17 protein-coding genes are annotated in these 16,651 nt (G+C 58.8%); 10 read left to right on the top strand and 7 right to left on the bottom strand.

Features of this window, described 5'->3' with window-relative positions; genetic code table 11:
• Window positions 1–146: 146 nt before the first annotated feature.
• The 9 genes from E7738_RS03675 (at window position 147) to E7738_RS03635 (ending at window position 9,621) form a co-directional block, all read left to right on the top strand.
• A complete protein-coding gene (locus E7738_RS03675) occupies window positions 147–443 on the top strand; it encodes a hypothetical protein (RefSeq protein ID WP_150057867.1) in 297 nt (98 codons plus the stop codon).
• A gap of 179 nt (window positions 444–622) precedes the next feature.
• Window positions 623–1,114, top strand: a complete 492-nt coding sequence (locus tag E7738_RS03670; RefSeq protein ID WP_394516112.1) for an SH3 domain-containing protein — start codon at window positions 623–625, stop codon at window positions 1,112–1,114.
• An 85-nt stretch (window positions 1,115–1,199) separates the two neighbouring features.
• Window positions 1,200–2,411, top strand: a complete 1,212-nt coding sequence (icmH, locus tag E7738_RS03665; RefSeq protein WP_394516111.1) for a type IVB secretion system protein IcmH/DotU — start codon at window positions 1,200–1,202, stop codon at window positions 2,409–2,411.
• Window positions 2,411–4,525: a type VI secretion system membrane subunit TssM gene (tssM, locus tag E7738_RS03660; RefSeq protein ID WP_021509950.1), complete on the top strand. Its 2,115-nt coding sequence runs from the start codon at window positions 2,411–2,413 to the stop codon at window positions 4,523–4,525. Before icmH ends, tssM begins: the two co-directional genes overlap by 1 nt.
• 13 nt (window positions 4,526–4,538) lie before the next feature.
• Entirely contained in the window at window positions 4,539–5,237 is a 699-nt protein-coding gene (gene tagF / locus E7738_RS03655) for a type VI secretion system-associated protein TagF (protein ID WP_058771215.1), read from the top strand.
• A gap of 33 nt (window positions 5,238–5,270) precedes the next feature.
• Window positions 5,271–6,401, top strand: a complete 1,131-nt coding sequence (gene tagH, locus E7738_RS03650; protein ID WP_215787715.1) for a type VI secretion system-associated FHA domain protein TagH — start codon at window positions 5,271–5,273, stop codon at window positions 6,399–6,401.
• Entirely contained in the window at window positions 6,398–7,174 is a 777-nt protein-coding gene (locus E7738_RS03645) for a PP2C family protein-serine/threonine phosphatase (protein ID WP_058757495.1), read from the top strand. The genes tagH and E7738_RS03645 overlap by 4 nt, the downstream gene beginning before the upstream one ends.
• Window positions 7,175–7,188: 14 nt before the next feature.
• On the top strand, window positions 7,189–8,139 hold the full coding sequence (locus E7738_RS03640) for a hypothetical protein (RefSeq protein WP_058757494.1): 951 nt from the start codon (window positions 7,189–7,191) through the stop codon (window positions 8,137–8,139).
• A 66-nt stretch (window positions 8,140–8,205) separates the two neighbouring features.
• Window positions 8,206–9,621 carry a serine/threonine protein kinase gene (locus E7738_RS03635; protein ID WP_058771211.1) on the top strand — a complete coding sequence of 472 codons (1,416 nt, stop codon included), beginning with the start codon at window positions 8,206–8,208 and terminating at the stop codon, window positions 9,619–9,621.
• Between the two features lie 2 nt (window positions 9,622–9,623).
• On the opposite strand, the gene E7738_RS03630 is transcribed toward E7738_RS03635, so the two are convergent.
• The gene (locus E7738_RS03630; protein ID WP_021508695.1) at window positions 9,624–10,295 is read right to left on the bottom strand and encodes a gamma-glutamylcyclotransferase; all 672 of its coding nucleotides are present in this window, start codon (window positions 10,293–10,295) and stop codon (window positions 9,624–9,626) included.
• A 238-nt stretch (window positions 10,296–10,533) separates the two neighbouring features.
• The gene (gene chaB / locus E7738_RS03625; RefSeq protein ID WP_021313035.1) at window positions 10,534–10,764 is read right to left on the bottom strand and encodes a putative cation transport regulator ChaB; all 231 of its coding nucleotides are present in this window, start codon (window positions 10,762–10,764) and stop codon (window positions 10,534–10,536) included.
• Between the two features lie 369 nt (window positions 10,765–11,133).
• Between chaB and chaA the strand changes: the two genes are divergently transcribed.
• On the top strand, window positions 11,134–12,225 hold the full coding sequence (chaA, locus tag E7738_RS03620) for a sodium-potassium/proton antiporter ChaA (RefSeq protein WP_021508693.1): 1,092 nt from the start codon (window positions 11,134–11,136) through the stop codon (window positions 12,223–12,225).
• 385 nt (window positions 12,226–12,610) lie between these two features.
• Here the strand turns inward: chaA and kdsA are convergent, their stop codons facing one another.
• Genes kdsA through prfA form a run of 5 tightly spaced genes read right to left on the bottom strand, consistent with a single transcriptional unit; the run spans window position 12,611 to window position 16,619 of the window.
• Window positions 12,611–13,465 carry a 3-deoxy-8-phosphooctulonate synthase gene (gene kdsA, locus E7738_RS03615; protein WP_021509944.1) on the bottom strand — a complete coding sequence of 285 codons (855 nt, stop codon included), beginning with the start codon at window positions 13,463–13,465 and terminating at the stop codon, window positions 12,611–12,613.
• A gap of 27 nt (window positions 13,466–13,492) precedes the next feature.
• Entirely contained in the window at window positions 13,493–14,302 is an 810-nt protein-coding gene (gene sirB1, locus E7738_RS03610; RefSeq protein WP_021509943.1) for an invasion regulator SirB1, read from the bottom strand.
• Window positions 14,299–14,697 (bottom strand): SirB2 family protein, encoded by a 399-nt coding sequence (locus tag E7738_RS03605; RefSeq protein WP_021509942.1) that lies wholly within the window; start codon window positions 14,695–14,697, stop codon window positions 14,299–14,301. Before E7738_RS03605 ends, sirB1 begins: the two co-directional genes overlap by 4 nt.
• A 9-nt stretch (window positions 14,698–14,706) precedes the next feature.
• Window positions 14,707–15,537: a peptide chain release factor N(5)-glutamine methyltransferase gene (gene prmC / locus E7738_RS03600; RefSeq protein WP_127834222.1), complete on the bottom strand. Its 831-nt coding sequence runs from the start codon at window positions 15,535–15,537 to the stop codon at window positions 14,707–14,709.
• The gene (prfA, locus tag E7738_RS03595; protein ID WP_058780680.1) at window positions 15,537–16,619 is read right to left on the bottom strand and encodes a peptide chain release factor 1; all 1,083 of its coding nucleotides are present in this window, start codon (window positions 16,617–16,619) and stop codon (window positions 15,537–15,539) included. The genes prmC and prfA overlap by 1 nt, the downstream gene beginning before the upstream one ends.
• Window positions 16,620–16,651 lie beyond the last annotated feature (32 nt).

The raw sequence follows: 16,651 nt of genomic DNA, 5'->3' as shown, positions 1-16,651 counted from the left end.
AGGAATTCTGAGCATAGGATGCCAAAACCCTTCGGGTCTAAAGCGCGGATTAAGCGAGAAAAAGATGGGTTTATTTAGCCATAAGTGAAATCAGGACCTGCGCTAACCTGGTGCGGGCCAATCACCAGCGAACGGTTCCGCGACCTTTGCTGCGTAATACGGTTAAGTGGTGGAGCAAGCAAAAGCCGTGCCGGACTGGCTGGGTTAAAGACGTGGCTGCGCCCGGAAATTCCGAAAATCATAAAATTGTTTCGCCGCGCAATCTTTTTTTATCTGAAAAAATAGATAAATCTTATTTACCAATTCCATTAAGCACCATCAGGGGGCAAATGTCGCGCCGCACACCAGCCGCGCTTGCTTACGCAAATAAATTAATGCAGCTTATCTATCGTCCCAGCCAGAACTATCGCGGCGTGCCGTTAAGGCGTTTTTTCGCCCGGTAGCACGGGATTTGCCGCGGTGCAATGGTTTGAATTCTCAAAAGTCTTAGGTAGACTTAAGTCAGCACTATCTTTCTGTAATTTGACTGTTTTTTAGTGGCCTTCTCACTGCATAATCTGCCCGCCCGCTGAGTGCGTGCCGGATACAACTCTGCAGCGACACTGATGAAAATTTGAGGATCATGGTGAATAAGAGTCTCTTGCTAACGCTGCTGGCGGCTTTAACGCTGGCGGGATGTAAAGCGCCTCCACCGCCCGTGACGGATGACACCCTGGTCACCAGCGAAGTGAACGGCGTAAAACTGGTTCATCGTCATGCAGTGGCAGCACCCGGTGAATTTACCCCGGTGAATGAGAGCTTTCGCGCGCTGTATGCCGCCTCTGTGATGACCCTGCCGGATTACGGCGGCAAAGTGGTCCGTTATCTGGATAACGCCCAAACCTTTGAGGTGCTGGGTCGCGTCGAGCACAACTGGCTGGCGATTGCAGAAGAACCCAGCGGTCAGCTGATTGGCTACGTGCCCCCCAAAGCTGGCGTGGAGAGCAGCCGCTATGATGCCACGCTGCGCAGCGACCGGCCGCGTCCCCGTCGTACTAAACAGGTCTGCGTGGTCGTGGGCGGCGCCAGTAAAGCATGCCGCACCAATGATACCGCGACCTGGATCTTAGACTGATGATGCAATCCGGCGCATATTGCCCGCAGCACACCGCTGCTTTGCGGGCTAACCGTTCCGTTATTGCCAGGATAATCGAGATTTAATGACTCAGGACTCCCTTGCCCGCGATGGCATTGTCGCGGGCAACGATAACCTTTTGCTGAATGCCGCAGCACCGATTCTGAATGCCGTCGTGCGTATACGGCAGGCGGCGACGCACGACGATCCCGCCGGCCTGCGTCAGCTGCTGATTGAAGAGATCCGCCAGTTCGAGCAACGCTGCAAGCAGGCGGGTTTGCCGTTTGAGATGATCATCGGCGCACGCTACTGCCTGTGTAGCGTGCTGGACGAAGCGGCGGCGCAAACCCCATGGGGCACGCGCGGCGTCTGGTCCGGCAATGGCATGCTGGTGACCTTTCATAACGAAAGCTGGGGCGGCGAAAAAGTGTTCCAGCTGCTGTCACGCGTGTCGCAAAGCCCGCAGCAGCATTTATGGCTGCTGGAAGTGATTCACTACTGCCTGCTGCTGGGCTACGAAGGGCGCTATCGCGGCAGCGACAGCGGACGCGCACAGTGTGAAGGCATCCGTAAACGGCTGGCGCAGCTGATTGCGGAAACCCGCCCGGCGGCACCACCGCGCGCGCCGCTGGTGGAAGTGCATCCGCTGGTCAGCACCCTGACGCGACCGATGGTGCCACTGTGGGCCTGCGTCACGCTGGCTACGCTGATTGCCTGTTTGATCTACAGCGGGCTCAACTGGCGGCTGGGCAATGCAGCCGAACCGCTGCTGCGCGCCATCTATCAAACCCCGCTGCCGCAAATCATGCCGGGGCGCCGCCCCACCTCACCGCAGGCACTGCTCGATCTGCATCAGCGTCTTAACGACGTGATTGCCGCAGGCCAGCTGGAAGTGAGCGACGGTGCCTTTGGCAGTAAAGTGATCATCCCTGCGGACAAGCTGTTTGCGCTGGACGGTACGGTGGTGAACCAGGTTGGCCGCGCGCTGCTGGCGCACGTAGCCAGCGCCATGAAGACGGTAAAAGGCACGGTGCTGGTATCGGTCTATACCGATAATCGTCCGGTGGATGGTCGGTTCGCCTCCAGCTATGAATTCTCTTTCGCCCGCGCCCGTGCCGTTACGCAACTGCTGAATACGCAGCTGGCGGACGGTCATAGCGTTAAAGCCGAAGGACGCGGCGACAGCAATCCGCTCTTACCCAATGACAGCAATGAAAACCGCGCCCGCAATCGCCGGGTGGAGATCACCCTGTTTGCGGCACCGGAAACCCTCGGCAACCATCAGGGAGGCCAGTGATGCGCGCATCACTCCAACATCTGTTAACCCATCGCCTGCTGTGGGGCCTGATTGGCGTCACGGCGCTGAGCTGCGTGCTGTGGATGCTCGGTCCGCTGTGGAGCTGGGGCGATACCCGTCCACTGGAGCCGGTATTCCCGCGCCAGCTGGCGGTCGGTCTGCTCTATTTCTGCTGGGTGCTGTTCCAGTTTATTCCCGCCATCTGGCGCGGCTGGTTTAACAGCAAGCTGCTCAATCGCCTGCAGGAGATGAGTCACGAAGAAGCGTCCGATCGCCAGGCGACCGAGACGCTGCTGACCCAGCGCTTCAGCGAAGCGGCGCTGCGGCTGAAACGCACCCAGTTTGGTCGCCGGCATCAGAAAAGCTGGCTGGCGCGTTTTCAGAGTCACTATCTGTATCAGTTGCCGTGGTACGTGATGATCGGCGCGCCCGGTGCCGGTAAAACCACCGCGCTGCTGAATGCTGGCCTGGAGTTTCCGTTAACCGACAGCCTCGGCAAAGAGGCGGTACGCGGCGTCGGCGGCACGCGTCACTGCGACTGGTGGTTCACCGACAGCGCCGTCTTAATCGACACCGCGGGCCGTTACGCACTGCAGGAGAGCCAGCGCGCGCGCGACGGCGCCGAGTGGCATAACTTCATTAAATTGCTAAAGCGCTACCGCACGCGCCAGCCGATCAACGGCGTGATCATGACCATCAGCGTGGCCGACCTGCTGACCGATTCCGCTGAGGCACGTCACGCCCAGGCCAGCGCGCTGCGCAGCCGCATGGTTGAGCTGCATCAGCAAACCGGCATTCATTTCCCGGTGTATGTGATGGTCACCAAAACCGACCTGCTGAAAGGATTTATGAGCTTTTACGGCAACCTGAGTAAGCCGCAGCGCGATGCCATCTGGGGCTTCACCTTCCCGTGGGAACCGGGCAAGCCGCATAAAGATGACTGGCACCGCAGCTTTAGCGAGCGCTTTCAGCAGCTGGAGCAGCGTCTGCAGCAGCAGCTGGCCGACGTGATGGCCGGTGAGCGCGATCTCACCCAGCGCGCCGACAGCTTCCTGTTCCCGCAGGAGTTCAGTTCGCTGCGTCCGTTACTCAACGAATATCTCGACGTGGTGTTTTCCCGCCATCAGGATGAGATTGCCTGGTCGGCGCGCGGCCTGTTCTTCACCAGCGGTACCCAGGAAGGCCTGCCGTTTGACCGCATCATGGGCGAACTCAACCGTAAGCTACAGCTGCCACACACCGGCGAGTCGAGCCTTGCCGCGTGGGACAGCGTTAACCGCAGCAATCCGATTCCGGGTACCAAAGGCCAGAGCTTCTTTATTCGCGACCTGCTGAGCGACCTGGTGTTCCGCGAAAGCGGCCTTGCCGGCAGCAACCGTCACTGGGAGTATCGTAACCGGCTGCTGCACTGGATCGGTTACGGCGCGCTCACCGGCGCGCTGGTGCTGCTCTCCGGTTTGTGGCTCACCAGCTACGTACAGAATCAGCGTTATCTCGATCAGGTCGCGGCGCGCATCGGGCCGATTACCGCGCAAAGTCAGCAGGTTATTCATCAGCCAGCCGATAATATTTTTGATCTGCTACCCTTTTTAAATAACCTGGTGAAACTGCCGCTGTCGGCGCATTTTTCTCTCGACAATCCACCGCTTACCATGCGCGCTGGACTGTATCGCGGTAACCAGGTGAGCGATGCCGCATGGGTGCTTTATCAAAATGCGCTTAAGTCTTTACTGCTGCCGCGTGTGGCCCAGCAAATTACCAACCTGCTGCGTGACGATCCCGGCACCGACAATGACTACAGCCGCAATGCGCTGCGCGCTTATCAGATGTTGTATCAGCCGCGTAACTATGACGGCGAATTTCTGCGCGGCTGGCTGATGCAAAATCTGCAGCGCACGCTGCCGGACAACGTCAGCGCGCGCGATCTGCAGCAGCTTGACTGGCACCTGAGCCAGCTGCTCGATCAGCAGATTCAGTCGTCGCCTTATGCGCGCGACAATGCGCTGATGATGCGTAAGCTTGCGGAAAATCTGAAAAATGCCGGTCAGAATGGCCGTATGCTGGCGGTTGCGCCACACACCGTATCGCAGCGATTGACCGGACACAGTGAGTAATGGTGAGGTAACCATGGCGAGTTACACCGCGCCGGGCTGGTATGGCAAATTACCGGCCACCGGTGATTTTCTGCGCCAGCGGCTCAGTGAAGCCACGGTGACGCCGTGGAGCCACTGGTTTCAACAAGGCTTAATCCACTGGCATCAGCAGGAAGAGGCCAGCACGCAACAGTTTTTACGCGCGCCGGTATGGAATTTTGTCCTGCCGCTATCGCCGCTGCGCCAGCAGGTGCAGCTGGGCTGTCTGCTGCCCTCATGCGATCGCGTCGGCCGTGCGTGGCCGCTGCTGGCGCTGCACAGCATTCCGCTCAGCGCGTGGCATGCTTCACAGCTGGCGATCTCCGGCGACTGGTATCAGGAACTCGGCGCACTGCTGTGGCAGGCGGTGCGCGATCGCCACAGCCCGGACGCGCTGGAGACGCAGATTCAGCAGCTGGCTCCGCTGCTGCTGCCGGATAAGCAGCGCAGCGACATCATGGACGTGATTGGTTTTGACGATTTGCCCTGCACCCTGAGCTGGCGTGAAGTGGCCGACCGTTTTGATCCCCAACAGCACATTAGCTACTGGTGGAGTAATCGCAGTGACGGCTTTGCCCACGCCACGCATAAACACAGTGGCCCGCTCACCGCGCAACTTTTTTCGTTATTGTTTAACCCGGCGGCGGGTGCCCAGCCGGGACGTAATGGCCTCTATCCACCGATGTTTGAGTAGGCCAGTGCGCTTGCCTTGTTAACGGGATGACTCATGCAATTTACCATTGTGCAGTGCAATACGGATGTGCCCGCCAAAACCGTCGCGTTTAGCCCGCCTGGCGGGACTATCGGCCGCAGCCAGGATAACGACCTGGTGCTGCCCGACGAATCGCGCGCTATCTCGCGCCTGCAGGCGCTGGTGCACCTGTCGCCAGACGGCGAGTGCCGCCTGACCAACCAGGGCAGCGTCACTTCAGTGGTGCTGAACGGCGTGGCGCTGCAGCGCGGCTCGCAGGTGCGGCTGCGCCACGGCGATACGCTGCAGATTGGCGAATATGGCCTGGAAGTGCGCGACCCGGCGTGTCAGAACGCACCGCAGGATGATCCGCTGGCGTTTTTTGCTGACAGCGCCGCCGATCCGCTGGGTATGCAGCAGGACGAAAACGTGCCGGAACCGGAAGTCCTGCCGCAGAGCGACAGTCCGCGTCACGAACGCCGCCCGGACGCACGCCTGGCGATCGATCCGCAAAGCGATGCGCCCGTGATGCCAGCCGTGCTGCCGGGCGCCGATCAGGACAAACTGATCGCCGCGCTGCTGGAAGGCATGGGCCTGAATAATGGTCACCAGACGCCGATCACCGAAGAGCAGATGCGCGTCACCGGCCGTATGCTCAGCCTGTTTTCGCAGGGTACGGTTGCCCTGCTCTCTTCGCGCTCCATCCTCAAGCGCGGCGTGAAAGCCGACATGACGATGATCCTTAACGAAGCCAATAACCCGTTTAAAATTCTGCCTTCCGGTAAAACCGTGCTGATGCAGATGTACCAGAGCCAGATGCCTGGCTTTATGCCACCGGAAGCAGCGGTGCGCGATGCGCTGGTGGATTTACAGGCGCATCAGCTGGGGATGATTGCCGGCATTCGCGCCATCATTGCCGCGATGCTGCAGTCGTTTAATCCGCAGCGTCTGGAAGAGGAAGCGCGCAAAGACGGCGTGCTGCCTAAGATGCCGTTCAGCGGCGGACGCAAAGCGGCGCTGTGGGACTATTTTCTCCGTCACTATCAGCGCACCGCGGGCGAGATTGAAGATGACTTCCACACCCTGTTTGGTGAAGCCTTTCTGCATGCCTACGACATGGAAGTGAATCAGTACAAAGATTCCCAGACGCGGACCGAAGACGCATGAAGATGAAGTTTGCCAGCCGCTGCCAGCAGGGTATGCGTGACGAGAACCAGGATCGCACCGGTGCCGAAGTCGATGAACAGAAAGCCTGTTTTCTGGTGTGCGACGGCGTGGCCGGTCTGCCCGGCGGCGATTATGCGGCCCAGCTGGTGCGCGATACCCTGCTGACGCAGCTGCAGCAAAACGACACGTTCACGCCGGAGAGTACACGCGCGGCGATAGAAAAGTGTCAGCAAACGCTGGTCAGCGCCCAGGGGAACAATCCGAATTTTTCGCGCATGAGCACCACCCTTGCCGCCCTGTTTATTGACCGCACAACGCAGCGCGCATGGTGGGCGCACGCTGGTGATAGCCGGGTTTATCACTTCCGCCACGGGGTGCTGCATCAGGTGACGCGTGACCACAGTCTGGCGCAGCAGCTGCGTGAAGCCGGCTATGAAAATACCGGCATTAACAGTAATTTACTTTATAATGCGCTGGGTATTGAGCCGGCCCGACCGGCCACCTTCAGCGAGGTGATTGAGCTGACCGATGGTGACGCATTTCTGGTCTGTACCGACGGCTTCTGGCTCAACCTCACCACCGACGAAATGGAACAGGCACTGCGCATGGTGAACGCCTGCGAAGAGTGGCTGGCATTGATGGAACAGGCCGTAAACCGCAGTGTTAAAAGCGACAATCTCAGCGCTCTGGCAATCTGGATTGGCGAACCGCAGGACGCGACGCTGCTTTATTCCCAGGCTGATGCGGCACGTTTTCTGCCGTCACGTTATTGATTGCAAGGATCATTATGAAACTGTGGTTGCCGGGCGTTGCCGCCCTGTTACTGGCCCTGAATGCTCAGGCGGAAGATTACCGGGTGGTCTACTCGCCCAGCCTGTCGCTGGAAGTCTATATCGATAACGTTGCCAGTAATGCGCCCGACGACTGGTGTAAAGAGACGCTGCCGCTGCGCATCGTGTCCGGCAAAAGCAGCGACACCAGCATTCTTACCAGCTTCCTGCCGCGCGTCGGTACGCTGCTGGCGAACCAGTGCGGCCTGCTGGATGAGATCCCCTGGCAGATGACCAGCAAAGAGGGCAGCGTGCTGGCTAACGGCAGCGCAGCAAAACTGCAGAACTGGCGGCCGATCATCCTTAACGACGCGACCGCCAGCGCCAGCGCCAATACCGCGGCGCCGCTGGATTTATCGCGTCCGGCCGACAGCACGCCGCTGCAGCACTTCGCCCTGCCCGGCGGCTGCCATTTCCGTACCTGGTGGGATGAAAACGGCGGTTCGCTGTTTATTCCTGAGAACCCGCAGCAGCATTGCTCAACCGAGGGCTGGCTGGAAGGTCCGGCGGCGATGACGCTGCTGAGTGACGGCAAAACGCGCAGCCAGACGGTAACCTTCCTGCAGGGTTATCCCATCGCCGATCTTACGCTGACCCGCACGCCGCTGGAGGTGGTGGCGGTGAACAAACAGCGCATGATTGTCACGCGGCCCGATGCCAGCGATAGCTGGCTGGTGCTGCCGTTTGATGCTCAGCAGCACGTCTGGCGCTTCAGCGGCACGCTGCTGATTAAAATGGATAAAAACACCGGCACGGATAGCGAAGCGGTGAAATCGCGGGTTGATAGCTTACGCGGCATCTGGTCGCCGCAGTTTATGCCACAGCAAAAAGTGACTGTGTTACTGATTGACACCCTGCACGCCGATCTGGCCGATCCGGCAATTGGTGCCTGGCGTAACATTAATTAATTAGCGGTTGTTGCCCGCCGTCACCGGCGTGACGGGGCGCTACAGGACGTGTTCAGAGAGCTCACTATGTCGGCAAACGAAAATCATACCCCCAATGCCCTGCCTGCGGGCTACCGGTTTAACGAGTTTGAAATCAAGGAAGTGATCGGCGGCGGCGGCTTTGGCATTGTCTATCGCGCCTGGGATCATCAGCTGGAACGCACTATCGCCATCAAAGAGTACATGCCGGTGTCACTGGCGGTACGCGGTGCGGATCTGGCGCTGGAACTGCGCGGCGAGCGCTTCCAGAAACTGTTTAATGCCGGACGCAACAGCTTTATTCAGGAGGCACGGCTGCTGGCGCGCTTCAATCATCCCGGTCTGCTGCACGTCCTGCGCTTCTGGGAAGAGAACGGCACGGCTTACATGGGCACGCTCTACTACAGCGGCATGACGCTGAAAGAGTGGCAGCTCACCAGCCCGGACAGCATTGACGAAGCGTGGATTCGCCGTCTGTTACCGCCGCTGTTTGGTGCCATTAACACTATTCACACCGCCGGTTACCTGCATCGTGATATTTCGCTCGATAACATTCAGATTCAGGAAAATCAGCTGCCGGTGCTGCTCGACTTTGGCTCGGCGCGCAAAGAGATTGGCAACCTGTCGGATGAAACCGAGATCATGCTCAAGCCGGGCTTCGCGCCGATTGAGCAGTACAGCGAAGAGGGAGAAGTCGAACAGGGACCCTGGACCGATATCTACGCGCTGGGCGCGGTGCTGCATACGCTGATCACCGGCCACGCGCCGCCGGTCAGCGTGGTGCGCTGCATTGAAGATAACTACCAGCCGCTGGTGGAGCGCAAGCCTGAGGGGTATTCGCTGCCGCTGCTGCACGCGATCGACTGCGCGCTGGCGATGAAGCCGGAAGACCGTCCACAGAGTATTGATGCTTTTGCCCGGCTGATCGATCTGCCGGTGAGCGATGTCGAAGCGCTGGTGACGACCTTCCCGGTGACCGCGGAGAGCCAGCCCGTGCCGGAGCCGGTAGCGGCCGTGCCGGAACCGCAGGTAATGGCGGTTAATCATGCCGCCGCCGCGATTGAACCGGTGACGCCGCGCAATGTGCGCCGTTTGTCGCCTGCCCTGCTCGCCGCCGCTGCCGTGGCGTTGCTTGCCGTGGTGGTCGTAGTGTGGAAAGCCAATCGCCCGAGCGACGCACCGCCGGTGGCGGCCAGCAGCGCCCCGGCGGCGACCCCATCAGCGGGCAGCGCGCCCGCCAGCAGCGCACCAACCATGGCGACGGTTTACCTGCAGTTGCAGGCAGGGGAAAATATCGTACTGAACGGCGAAGCGAAGGATGTGAAACCCGCCAGCAGCGGTTTCGCCTCGCTGAATCTGGCGGCAGGCAGCTATCGTATTGAAGTGCATCACGGCAGCCAGGTGCGCAGCCAGATGCTGACGATTAACCAGCCGGGCACCTGGCTGATTAATCCGGGTAATTGAGGTTAGCCGCGCGCGGCGCTCTGCTGCAGCGCGCGCACTTCGGCCGCAAGGCGCGTTAACGCTTCTTCCTGCATGCCGCGTTTGCCCAGCTCCTGTTCCAGCGAGAACAGATACTGCGCGTTGCTGCCGAGCGGGCCGCTGGCCTGAGCGATCAGCGGAGCAATGGTACTGCGGCAGGAGTCGGCTTCATACAGCGGATGACGCGGATCCATGATAAACACCAGCGCCGTAACCGTGCGGCCATCCTCCAGAGTCAGTTCACACCAGGTGGGCAGATAGCAGCCGGTGATCATTTCCCGTTTCCACAGCAGCTCAAGCTCTTCATGCAGGCGCGCTTCCGGCAGGCGAAACGCCAGACCACTGGTAGAACCGCCCTCTTTCAGCGCCAGCATCCGTCCCGGTGCGGCAACGGTGCCGCGTCCGGCGGTCAGCCGCAGGCAAAAAGCACGATGCCAGCCCTCAAGCCGTCCGGTCGCCACCTCTTCCGCTTCAAAAACCGGGTTCCACATCAGGGAACCGTAGCCGAAGATCCACACCGGGCTTTGATCGGGACGACAGGCAAGCGTGGCGCAGAGCGACGCCGCGCGCTTCTCACAGCTCCACAGCAGCGCTTCGTCAATATCACCAAATGAAGTTTTGCAATCCGCTTTTAGTAAGAATTCCCGGGTTAACACTGCGATCTCCTCTACTGCGCTGACCTTCCTGTCGTTATGGCTCCCTGAATCTGCGATTTTACAGGCGGCGCACGCGGCGTCGACTTAAGACAAGACAGTAATGCATTTGCCATAAACGTTTCAAGATTGACCCCGATCACAAAGGGGAAATTATCTGTAAATAGCATCGGCTGCCTGGCAGGATTCTTGAACGAAGCGCGGAGAAGTGTGAAGCGGGCCGCAGTGGCCCGCGCGGGAGCTAGTGTTTAGGATGCCACTTGTCGTCCTCGCCTTTGGCGTACTCTTTTTTGACCGCCGCCCAGGCGACTTTGTGTGCCACCTGCTCGCGCGATTCATCACCGCGACGATCATCTTCATCTTTATACTGATCCCAGGCGCTGTTAAACGCCTTTTGGTAGATGGTTTGCGCATGGCCCGGCAGCACGTGGCGCACGCTGTCCGGCAGTTCCCGGTTCGATGAATAAGGCATAGTTCCTCCTGTTTCAGGTTCCCTGTATAAGTCTGGAAGAGAACGGCAAAAACGCAAACCTGCTATTTCATACTTCTGCCAGCAAATAAGGCTGATAGTGGGGATAAGGCCAGATGATTCAGTTCTGTTCTTCCTCGATTCACGCAGGATAGATGCGAAACACGCACTATTAACCTGCTGATGAAAAGGGTTAATCCGCTGATTAGCGCTAATTTCGCTTCGTTCAGGCAAAAATGACAAAAAGTAAAAACGCGTAAAAAATCTGCGTCAGCAGTGGTGAAAAGTTACACTGCGCTTCGTCAGATGAGTCACTATATTTATCAGGCAGCAATTGCCTGTTTTTGTTCTTTTTGCCGAAGAGGATGGCGCATGGCTGGACATGAGAAGACCCGACACAGCGAGTATTCGCTGATTTTCCCGATTCTGGCGCTGGCGGTGCTGAGCTTTTTTGGCGGCCAGACAGCGCTTCTGCCGGTAATTGGCATCAATCTGCTGGCGCTGGTAGCGATTTTAAGCAGCGCCTTCAGCGTAGTACGTCACGCCGACGTTCTGGCGCACCGGTTAGGTGAACCCTACGGCTCGCTGATTCTCAGCCTGTCCGTGGTAATTCTGGAAGTGAGCCTGATTTCGGCGCTGATGGCGACCGGCGATGCAGCGCCCGCGCTGATGCGCGATACGCTCTACTCCATCATCATGATCGTTACCGCCGGACTGGTGGGCTGTGCCCTGCTGCTAGGCGGGCGTAAATTTGCCACCCAGTACGTTAACCTGGCCGGCGTGAAGCAGTACATGATCGCCATTTTCCCGCTGGCGATTCTGGTGCTGGTGTTTCCCAATGCCCTGCCCGGCGGCAATTTCACTACCGCGCAGGCGCTGATCATTGCTGCGATCTCTGCGGCGATGTACGGCGTGTTCCTGCTGATTCAGACCAAAACCCACCAGAGCCTGTTTGTTTACGAGCATGAAGACGAGAGCGATGATGGCGACCCGCATCACGGTAAGCCTTCCGCGCACAGCTCGCTGTGGCACACCGCGTGGCTGATTGTGCATCTGATTGCGGTGATCAGCGTGACCAAGATGAACGCCAACTCACTGGAAATGCTGCTCACTGAAATGAACGCGCCGGAGCAGTTTACCGGTTTCCTCGTCGCGCTGCTGATTCTGTCGCCGGAAGGTCTGGGCGCAATCAAGGCGGTGCTGATGAATCAGGTGCAGCGCGCGATGAACCTGTTTTTCGGTTCGGTGCTGGCCACCATTTCATTGACGGTGCCGACGGTGACCATTATCGCCACCCTGACCGGTCAGCAATTGATTTTCGGCCTTGAGCCGCCGCATATGGTGGTGATGAGCGCGGTGCTGATTTTGTGCCACATCTCGTTCTCCACTGGCCGCACCAACGTGCTCAACGGCGCAGCGCATCTGGCCCTGTTTGCCGGCTATCTGCTGACGATTATGCTGTGATGTTGAAGTGGGTATACGGGTGATACGGTCGCCATAAATGGCGACCCTACAGCGCAGGGTGCGCATTCATGTGCATCAGGTGAAACGGTCGCCATAAATGGCGACCCAACAACGCTGGGCGCGCATTCATGTGCATCAGGTGAATCGGTCGTCATGAACGGCGACCGTACAATGTAGGGTGCGCATTCATGTGCATCAGGTGAAACGGCCGCCATAAATGGCGACCCAACAACGCTGGGCGCGCATTCATGTGCATCAGGTGAATCGGTCGTCATGAACGGCGACCGTACAATGTAGGGTGCGCATTTATGCGCACCTGGATAGAGGTATCCTAACGGCTCAATGACGGGGATGATTGCAACGTCATCTTGCTGATTGATAACAATCAGTTACTGGTATCCAGCTCCGGAAAACTTTTAACCAGATCGTCAATCGCTTTCATCTGCGCCAGGAACGGTTCCAGCTTATCGAGCGGCAGCGCGGACGGGCCGTCGCATTTGGCGCTGTTCGGCTCCGGGTGCGCTTCGATGAACAGACCGGCGATACCTACCGCCATGCCCGCACGCGCCAGTTCGGCAACCTGCGCACGACGACCACCAGAGGCCGCGCCAAACGGATCGCGCGTCTGCAGCGCATGGGTAACGTCAAAAATCACCGGGCTGTTGTTAGTGACTTTCTTCATCACATTGAAACCGAGCATATCAACCACCAGGTTGTCATACCCGAAGTTGCTGCCGCGATCGCACAGAATCACCTTGTCGTTGCCACCTTCGGCAAACTTATCGACGATATTGCCCATCTGGCCCGGGCTGACGAACTGCGGCTTCTTCACGTTGATCACGGCACCGGTTTTCGCCATCGCTTCCACCAGATCGGTCTGACGCGCCAGGAAGGCCGGCAGCTGAATCACATCCACCACGTCGGCGACCGGCTGCGCCTGCCAGCTTTCGTGCACGTCAGTGATAATTTTCACGCCGAACGCCTGCTTCAGCGCCTGGAAAATTTTCATGCCTTCGTCGAGGCCAGGACCACGGTAAGACTTGATGGAAGAGCGGTTGGCTTTGTCAAAAGAGGCTTTGAACACATACGGAATGCCGAGCTTGTCGGTTACCTTCACGTAATGTTCGCAGATGCGCATGGCGAGATCCTGGGATTCCAGCACGTTCATGCCGCCGAAGAGAACAAATGGCAGATCGTTTGCGACCTTGATATCGCCGATACTCACTACTTTCTGTGTCATGCCCTTTCCTTAAATGTCGGGGGACGCTTAGTGCAGCGTCACCTGTTTCTGTTCAATTGCGTGGATCTGCACTTTAATCATCTCGCTAACCGGGTCTTCAGGACACTGTTCAACGAAATAGGTCAAATCGGTCAGTGCGATATGCTCGCACTCCAGCTGGGCGTAAATCAAACCGCGGTCGCGAATCTCATAGGGATCGTCCGGGTCGATTTGCAATAGCACCTGGCTGACGTTGAGCGCCAGCTCCATCTGCTTCTCATCCATCAGCGCCGCTTTCAGCGTGTCGAGCATTTTGCGCATCACGCTGACGGTTTTCGCTTCATCGAGGTCGTCAGAATAGAGCTTTGCCGTCGGGCTGATGTTGCCCTTCAGCCACACTTCCAGCGTATGGGTGTCGAGCGTTTCACCGTTAAACGGATTGATCAGCCACATTTCACCGTCGAGCCAGTCGGCACGCAGAATAAGCTGCGTCGGGAAAATCACCGGCATCAGCGGCAGCTCTAGCTCATCCGCAATGTGCAGCAGAATCACGCCGAGTGATACCGCCGTTCCCTGCCGGCTCTTCAGCACTTTATCGATCCACAGCGCGTCTGACAGATTGTAGACGCCGCTGGCACCGCCAAAGCCCCACTGCTGGTAAAACAGATCGAGCAGCTTCTCCAGCTGCAGATCCGCATCCTGTTCGCTACTGACATAGCGCCGCGCCTCTTCAACCAGGTCAGCCAGCTGCTGCTGGACGGAAGGCGCGGAAAAATCATTGCGTATGGCGCAGGTCGCGCCGATCACCGCTTCACTTAACGGTGTTTCACTGTAATCAAGTTGCACTGGCGAGGTCATACTATCCCCAATAACGGCATTTTGGTCATCGCCAGTTTAATCACCAGCAACAATGCGACCACGGCGACTAAACAGGCGACCCAGCGGGTCGCCATGCTGCGCGGGCGACGACTCAATGCCACGGAACCTAAGGCGATGTAGATGATAACCGCTAACAGCTTCTCCGTCAGCCAGCTTCCTTGTGGGGTAAACGGATAAAAGTGGGTAATCAGCACCAGCAGTGCACCGCTGAGCAGCAGGAATGTATCGTTGACGTGCGGCGCAATGCGCACCCAGCGGCGCTGCAGCAGGGCAGATCCGGTGGTCAGCCAGTAAAAACGCAGCAGAAACAGTGTGATGGTGATCGCGACTGTCAGCAGATGGAAATTTTTAATCAGCGGATACCAGCTGGCCATAGTGCTTCCTTAAGTAAGTTGTCCAAGAGTGACGCGCGGATTGCCGCCGTAATCCTCAACGGTGGTGACCGCCAGGAAACCGTGATGGGTCAGCAGCGCGCGTACAGCCTCGCCCTGCTGCCAGCCGTGTTCCAGCAGCAGCCAACCCTGCGGCTGCAACCAGTGCGGCGCGCGTTCAATGATTAATCGTAAATCGGCCAGCCCAGCCTCTTCCGCTACCAGCGCGCTGAGCGGCTCAAAACGCACGTCGCCCTGCTGCAGATGTTCATCGGCGGCATCAATGTAAGGCGGATTGCTGACAATCAGATCGAAACGTTGGGCGGGCAGATCTTCGAACCAGTGGCTGAGCACAAATCCGGCGTTGGTGAGGTGCAGGCGCTGGGCGTTGTCCTGCGCCAGCGCAACCGCGGCGGCGATGCGGTCGCAGCCGGTAATCTGACAATCGGGCCGCTCGCTGGCCAGCGCCAGCGCAATGGCGCCGGTGCCGGTACCAAGATCGAGCACCTCGGACGGCGTCGCGGGCAGCCGCAGCAGCGCCTGCTCTACCAGCACTTCGGTATCCGGACGCGGAATCAGCGTGGCATCACTGACGCGCAGCGGCAGCGACCAGAACTCGCGTTCGCCCACCAGATGCGCAATCGGCTCACCGCGCACGCGGCGTGCCAGTAACGTCTCCAGCTGCGCCAGTTGCGCATCATCAAGCGGGCTGTCATCAAACGCAACCAGCCAGCTGCGCGACTTGCCGGTGACAAAACCCAGCAGAATCTCCGCGTCGCGCTTCGGGCTATCGCCTCCGCACAACGCAGCCTGCGCCTGCTGCAGCCAGCGCCGGACGTTCATCACTCCTGCCCGGCCAGTGCGGCCAGCTGGTCAGCCTGATACTCCTGCACAATCGGCTCGATCAGCGTATCCAGCTTGCCTTCCATGGTTTCGTCGAGGCGGTAGAGCGTCAGGTTGATGCGGTGATCGGTGACGCGCCCCTGCGGGAAGTTATAGGTACGGATTCGGTCGGAACGGTCGCCGCTGCCCAGCAGGTTACGCCGCGTTGAGGCTTCCGCCGCCTGGCGCTTCGCCATTTCCGCCGCGTGAATACGTGCGCCCAGCACCGCCAGCGCTTTGGCTTTGTTTTTGTGCTGCGAGCGCTCATCCTGGCACTCCACCACGATGCCGGTTGGCAGGTGGGTGATACGGATCGCCGAATCGGTGGTGTTAACGTGCTGACCGCCCGCGCCGGAAGAGCGGAAAGTGTCGATTTTCAGATCGCCCGGATTGATGTCCGGCAGCTCGGCTTCCGGCAGCTCCGGCATCACCGCCACGGTACAGGCGGAAGTGTGAATGCGCCCCTGCGATTCGGTTTCCGGCACGCGCTGCACGCGATGACCGCCGGATTCAAACTTCATGCGACCGTAAGCCCCGTCACCGGTGATACGCGCAATCACTTCTTTGTAGCCGCCATGCTCGCCATCGTTGGCGCTCATGATCTCCACCTGCCAGCGACGCGCTTCGGCATAGCGGCTGTACATGCGGAACAGATCGCCGGCGAAAATCGCCGCTTCGTCGCCACCGGTGCCGGCGCGCACTTCGATAAAGCACGGACGTTCATCGTCGGGATCTTTCGGCAGCAGCAGCACCTGAAGTTGCTGTTCCAGCACCTCGCGCTTGTCGCGTGACAGCTTTAACTCTTCCTGCGCCATGTCGCGCATTTCCGCATCGTCGAGCAGCATTTCAGCCGTCTCGACATCTTCCTGCACCTGCTGCCATTCGCGGAAACAACGGGTGACGTCGCTCAGCTGGGCATATTCACGTGATAACGCGCGGAAACGGTCCTGATCGCCAATTACGCCGGCATCGCCCAGTAACGCTTCAACTTCTTCATGGCGTTCCTGCAGCGCTTCCAGCTTGGCAACAATCGAGCTCTTCATCTAATAGAGGGTATCCCAGTGATAGGTCGTGA

Source organism: Pantoea sp. SGAir0430, assembly GCF_043549295.1.
Note: the sequence above shows the minus strand (reverse complement) of the source record. Positions and strands in the feature narration are given on the sequence as shown.